Source organism: Kitasatospora putterlickiae (genome assembly GCF_039527695.1).
Lineage (GTDB): Bacteria > Actinomycetota > Actinomycetes > Streptomycetales > Streptomycetaceae > Kitasatospora > Kitasatospora putterlickiae.
Map to the genome: position 1 here is coordinate 1 of NZ_BAAAKJ010000169.1, position 5,582 is coordinate 5,582.

Genomic DNA, 5,582 nt, shown 5'->3' on the forward strand with positions numbered 1-5,582 from the left:
GGTGGCCCGGGTGAGCGCGCGGGAGCGGTCCCGGGCCAGCCACCCGGTGGCGGCGAGCGCGGCCAGCGCGATCAGCGCCAGGGCCGTTACCAGCAGCTGCGTCATCGACGTCCTCGGAGTTTCCTTGTACGAAGAACGGGGGCGGGGCGGTGCGGAGGTCGGACGGGTGTGGCTCAGGCCGTACGCGGGCGGGGCGCGCGCCGTTCAGCGTCCTCGTCCAGCTCCCGGGCGACCAGGGCCACCTGGCTCATCGCCTCCAGGACGTTCGGCACCCCGGTGCCGTCCAGGTGCCGGTACTCGGCGGCGACGGTGAGCACCAGCCGCTCGGGCAGGCCGAGTTCGGGGTACCGCCGCTCGGCGATGATCCGGCGGGCCGCGTCCAGGGCGGGCAGGCCGGCCTGGTGCAGGGCGTGGGCGCGCTCGCGGACGTACCCGAGGTAGGCGATGTGCTCCCGGACGCCGTCGCGGTCGAGCACCGGTCCGTGGCCGGGGACGATGATCTCGGCGCCGGTGGCCAGGACCCGCTCGCAGGCGGCGATGATGTTCTCCAGCGGACCGGCCCAGTGCGAGGGGTGGTCGCCGGGCTGCGCGGCGGTCGAGCCGAAGATCACGTCGCCGGTGAACACCGCGCCCTGGTGCGGGAGGTGGACGATGAGGTCGCCGCCGGTGTGGGCCGAGGGCAGGCCGGTGATCCGCACCGGGTACTCCCCCACCCGAAGCTCCAGTTCGCCGTGGAAGACGGTGTCCGGGTGCACCGGCTCGGTGCGCGACCAGTCGAACCGTCCGAAGTGGCGGCGGAGGTAGCCGCCGAGCGGCGAGTCCGGGTCGCTGCCGGTGACCAGGCCGTGGGTCTGCTGGGGCGTCGGCTCCCAGTGGATGTGCTCCAGCGCCTCGCGGGTGGCGATCACCTCGGCGTCCGGCAGGACGCCCGCGCCCCAGAGGTGGTCGCCGTTGGCGTGGGTGACGACGATCCGGTCGACGGTGACGCCGTCGGCCAGCCGCTTCCGGCTCTCGGCGAGGAACTCGGCGGCGAGCGAGGGGTCGTAGGGCGTGTCGATCCACAGCGCCGTCCCGCACCCGGCGAGCAGCCCGCAGTTGGCCAGGCCCCAGCCGCGCTTCGGCGGGAGCCAGACGTACAGGTCCTCGGCTATCGCGCTCACGTTCGCACGGTTGATCGTCATGGGCGCGATTATGCCGATGATGTGACGGTAGTGGAGCAAAAGCCCGACGATTCCGGCCACTTACTGCCCCGGAGTCTCCCGCACTGTCCCGTTTGCCCCCGTCCGCGGCGGCCGGAACCCGCCCCCGCGCACTCACCCCGCGGGCAGGACGCGGCAGACCTCGACGGTCACGTCCACGGTGTCCAGGCCGATCACCCGGCCCTCGACGGCGACGAAGCCCTTCTCGCCGGAGCGGAACAGCGCCGCCAGCGGGGACTGCCGGCCGGCCGCCGCCAGGGCCTCCACCGCCATCGCCGAGCCGAACGCGAACACCCCGCAGAGCACCACGCAGGGCGCCTGCCGGGTGGTGCGGGTGACGAACACGAAGCCGTGGTCGCGGACGAGTTCGTCGGCCGCGTTGTACTGCGCCTCAAAGGCCATCCCGCCCCAGCGGGCCCGGGCCGCCTGCGGGTGCTCCAGCCGGAAGTCCGGGAACCCGGCGGCCAGCACGCCCGCCGAGTAGGCGTTCACGTTCGGCCCGCCGATCGAGAAGATCGGCATCCGCGGGTCCTGCGCGCCGGCGGTGACCAGCTCTATGGCGGCCTTGCGGTTGATCTTCCGCAGCAGGTCGGTGAGCTGGGCGATCGCCCGCGCCTCCGCCATCGGCATGAAGAGCACGTTGCGCGGCCCCCGGCTGGTGAGCCGGCAGCCGTCCTTGGCGTAGGCGAACTCGGCGACCTCGATGCTCGGGGTGACGATCTGCACCCGGCCGTACGGACCGAGCAGCACCCGCAGGAAGCCGTAGCGCAGGACGAGCCGCGTGCGGGCGATCGAGCGGGCGGCGAGAAAGCCGATCACGGCCGGGACGAATCCGATCAGGATCTGGAGCAGGATCTCCATGGCATCCCCCGCGCGGAAGACTCGGGCACGAACAGTGCGCGCGGATGTGATGCCCCGTGAGGCGCCGGGAACTCCCGTGCCCGCGTCCCTTCCGGCTCCCGCGCCGGTGAACGCTCCGGATTCACCCGTCCGGCGGAACGGCCCGCACGCTCCGTCACCGCCCCGCTCGGCCCCGATCGAGCGGTCAGGGGGCCAGCCGCTTGGTGAACCTCCGCTCGCTCGCGCAGCGCTCGTAGCCGAGCCGGGCGTTGATCGCGAGCATCGGCGCGTTGGTGGCGTCGTTGGAGGTGTAGGCGTACCGCAGACCGGCGGCGCGGGCGCGGCGCAGCGACTCCAGCTTGGCGAGCCCGCTCAGCCCCCGGCCGCGGTACTCCCGGCGGCAGGCGGTGAACGCCGACCAGTAGCGGTCCGCGCCGTCGGTGGTGGCGAAGCTGAACGCGGCCGGCCGGCCGTCCACCACGGCGATCATGGTCAGCCCGTGGTCGAGGTCCGGGCGCCGCCACTCCCCCGCCAGCCACTCGTCGTACTCGGTGGCGTCCAGCACCACGTCGCCCGGCTCGTCCCGGGCCGCGTCCACTTCGATCTCGAAGACCGGGCGCGGGTCGGCGGCGAAGTCGCTCGCCGGGCGCAGTTCGACGCCGGCGGGCAGTGGCGGGGCGGGCGGCAGCGGGACGGTGAGGTCCCGGGCCGCGAAGTGGGCGGTGCGACCGGCGGTGAAGCCGCGGGCCTCGGCGAAGGCGAGCGAGCCGGGCTCGTCGTCCACCCAGCCGTACAGCTCGACGACGCCGTGCCCGGCCAGGTGCCGTTCGGCGGCGGCGAGCAAGGCGGTGAAGGCCCCGCGCCGCCGGTACCCGGGCAGCACGCTGCCGTTGACCTGGCCGACGCCGACGGCGGTGGTGCCGACGACCGCCGCGCAGCGGGCCGCGCCGACCACCCGGCCGTCCAGTTCGGCGACCAGGGTGCGGTAGTGGGCGCCCTTCGGCTGCCGGGCCGCGCGCCAGGCGAACATCTCCGCCGTCTGCACCAGGTGCTCGCGCCCGGCGCGGTGGGCCGCCGCGACGGCCTCGGCGTCGCCGGGACGGAAGTCACGAATCGTCAAAGGTGTCATAGGGGCGTCACAGTAGACCGACGGCCGCCCCGTCCGCCCCTGGTTTTTCCGGCCGCCACCGCCGCCACCTGCGGCGATGTTCCGGAACCGGGGCGAAAACCGCTCATTGACGTGACGCCAAGCTCAAGTAATGCTCTGAGATGACCGGACCGGGCTTGGCAACCGCGCCGCCCGGGGACATGCTCACCAGCACGGCCCGGCGGCCCGGGCGACGAGGCCCGGCCGACCGACGGCCTTCCCGACCGGCCCTCCGAAGGGGGCGCACCGATGACGTCTCCCGCCCTGCACCCGGGCACCACCACCGCCACCCACACCGCCGCCACCCACGGCACCGGCGCCGCGCGTCGGCTCGGCGTCGGCCTCGGCTGGCGCGGCGAGATCGACACCGTGGTCGAACGGCAGCCCGGCCTGGACTGGGTCGAGGTGGTCGCCGAGAACATCTGCGCTGGCCACCTCCCGGAGTCCCTGCGGATCCTGCTCGACCGGGGCCTCACCGTCGTCCCGCACGGCGTCGGGCTCGGCCTCGGCGGCGCCGACCGGCCCGACCCGGCCCGCCTCGCCCGGCTCGCCGACACCGCCGGGGCGCTCGGCTCCCCGCTGGTCACCGAGCACCTGGCGTTCGTCCGGGCCGGCGGTCTGGAGGCCGGCCACCTGCTGCCCGTGCCGCGCTCGCGCGACGCGCTGCGGGTGATCGCCGAGAACGTCCGGATCGCCCAGGACCAGCTGCCGGTGCCGCTGGCCCTGGAGAACATCGCCGCCCAGCTGGCCTGGCCGGACGACGAGCTGACCGAGGGGCAGTTCCTGGCCGAGCTGGTCGAGCGGACCGGCGTGCGGCTGCTGATCGACGTCGCCAACCTGCACACCAACCGGGTCAACCTCGGCGTCGACCCGGCCGCCGAGCTGGACCGCCTGCCGCTGGAGGCGCTCGCCTACGTGCACGTCGCGGGCGGCACCCTGGTCGACGGCGTCTGGCACGACACCCACGCCCACCCGGTCACCGAACCGGTGCTGGAGGTGCTGGCCGAGCTGTGCGCGCGGGTCGCCCCGCCCGGGGTGCTGCTGGAGCGCGACGCCGCGTTCCCGCCGCCCGCCGAACTGGCCGCCGAACTCGACGCGATCCGGCGGGTGCTGGACGGCGGCCGGACACCGGACGGCGGTGCCGCGCGGTGACCGCCGCCCCGGACCCCGGCACCGACGCCGCCCGCGCCCGGCTGGCCGCCCGGCAGACCGAACTGCTCACCGCCCTCACCGCCGGCGGCCCGGTGCCGCCCGGCTTCGACCCCGCCCAGGTGCGCGCCCAGGCCGCCGGCCTGGCCGCCAAGCGGCGCGACACCACCGCCAAGGTCGCCCCGGCCCTGCCCCGCCTGCTCGGCGCGTCGTACGGCCCGCTGTTCCTCGGCTACGCCCGCAGCCACCCGCAGACCGGCGGCTACCACGCCGACGCCCGGGCCTTCGCCGCCTGGGCGCTCGCCGAGGGCGAGGGGTTGGACGCCGACGCCCGCCGGTCGCTGCACCAGTGGCTCGATCCGGCCCCGGAGCGGCCGCCGGGCCCGCTCGCCCGGCTGCGGCGCGCGCTACGGCCCGGCCGCGACGCCTGAGACCGCGTCCGGCACCACACCCCAGAACCGCCCGAACCACGGCGCCGCGCGCGCCGGAACCAGCTCTCACCACCCCGGGGGAACCGCCCATGTGGCACAACGCCTACTACCTGATCCCCGCCGTCCCGCTGATCGCCGCCGTCCTCTGGGCCTCCCGGGCCCGGCAGGCCGCGCTCCGCGTCCCCAACCCCAAGGGGCTGCCGGGCCGGGGCATCCCGCTGCTCGACGCCGCCTTCCTGGCCGGCGGGCCCGGCCGGGTCTTCGACACCGCCCTGGTCCGGATGCACCGCGGCGGCCACGTCGTGGTCAGCCGCGCCCGGCTGGTCACCCTCACCACCGACAAGCCCTACGACCAGGTCGAGCGCGAGATCGTCGACGCGATCGGCCCGACCCGCAGCCGCGACCTCGGTTCGCTGCGCACCGCCGTGATGCGCTCGCCGGGCGTCCAGGCGATCGGCGACGAGCTCGCCGGCCGCGGCCTGCTGCGCGACCCCGTCAAGCTGCGCCGGGCGAGGACCGCGCACCGGTCCATCTGGCCCGCGCTGCTCCTCACGGCGGTCGTCACCGCCGCCGCCTACCTGCTCGACTCCGGCGAACCCGGCTACGACCACCCGGCGCTGTGGATCCCGTTGGTGCTGCTGGCCTTCGGCCTGGTCTCCCTGCCGGCCACCCGCCTGCCCAAGGGCCGGATCACCCCGGCCGGGCGCCGCCAGCTCGGGCTGGTGGACGACGGCAAGCGGTGGACGCCCCGCCACGGCGCCCGCAACGCCGACGCCGCCGTGCTCGGCGCGATCGCCCTCGGCGGCCTGGCCGCCG

General features: G+C 75.5%; 4 protein-coding genes and 1 pseudogene. 2 read left to right on the forward strand and 3 right to left on the reverse strand.

Annotation, left to right across the window (positions count from 1 at the left end):
- Positions 1–173: 173 nt before the first annotated feature.
- From ABD308_RS17390 to ABD308_RS17400, 3 genes are all read right to left on the reverse strand, one after another.
- Positions 174–1,181: an MBL fold metallo-hydrolase gene (locus ABD308_RS17390; RefSeq protein WP_344335329.1), complete on the reverse strand. Its 1,008-nt coding sequence runs from the start codon at positions 1,179–1,181 to the stop codon at positions 174–176.
- 132 nt (positions 1,182–1,313) lie between these two features.
- On the reverse strand, positions 1,314–2,060 hold the full coding sequence (locus ABD308_RS17395) for a hypothetical protein (RefSeq protein ID WP_344335331.1): 747 nt from the start codon (positions 2,058–2,060) through the stop codon (positions 1,314–1,316).
- Between the two features lie 184 nt (positions 2,061–2,244).
- Positions 2,245–3,168 carry a GNAT family N-acetyltransferase gene (locus tag ABD308_RS17400; protein ID WP_344335333.1) on the reverse strand — a complete coding sequence of 308 codons (924 nt, stop codon included), beginning with the start codon at positions 3,166–3,168 and terminating at the stop codon, positions 2,245–2,247.
- Positions 3,169–3,546: 378 nt separating this feature from the next.
- On the opposite strand from ABD308_RS17400, the pseudogene ABD308_RS17405 reads away from it, so the two are divergent.
- Together ABD308_RS17405 and ABD308_RS17410 are read left to right on the forward strand one after the other, a co-directional pair.
- A pseudogene (locus ABD308_RS17405) lies at positions 3,547–4,766 on the forward strand (MbnB/TglH/ChrH family RiPP precursor modification enzyme).
- A gap of 89 nt (positions 4,767–4,855) precedes the next feature.
- On the forward strand, positions 4,856–5,582 hold a 727-nt coding region (locus ABD308_RS17410), incomplete at its 3' end, for a TIGR04222 domain-containing membrane protein (RefSeq protein ID WP_344335336.1).

Coding starts and splice junctions, on each gene's coding strand:
- ABD308_RS17400 (WP_344335333.1), bottom strand. CDS start 3,168: ATGACACCTTTGACGATTCGTGACTTCCGTCCCGGCGACGCCGAGGCC.
- ABD308_RS17390 (WP_344335329.1), bottom strand. CDS start 1,181: ATGACGATCAACCGTGCGAACGTGAGCGCGATAGCCGAGGACCTGTAC.
- ABD308_RS17395 (WP_344335331.1), bottom strand. CDS start 2,060: ATGGAGATCCTGCTCCAGATCCTGATCGGATTCGTCCCGGCCGTGATC.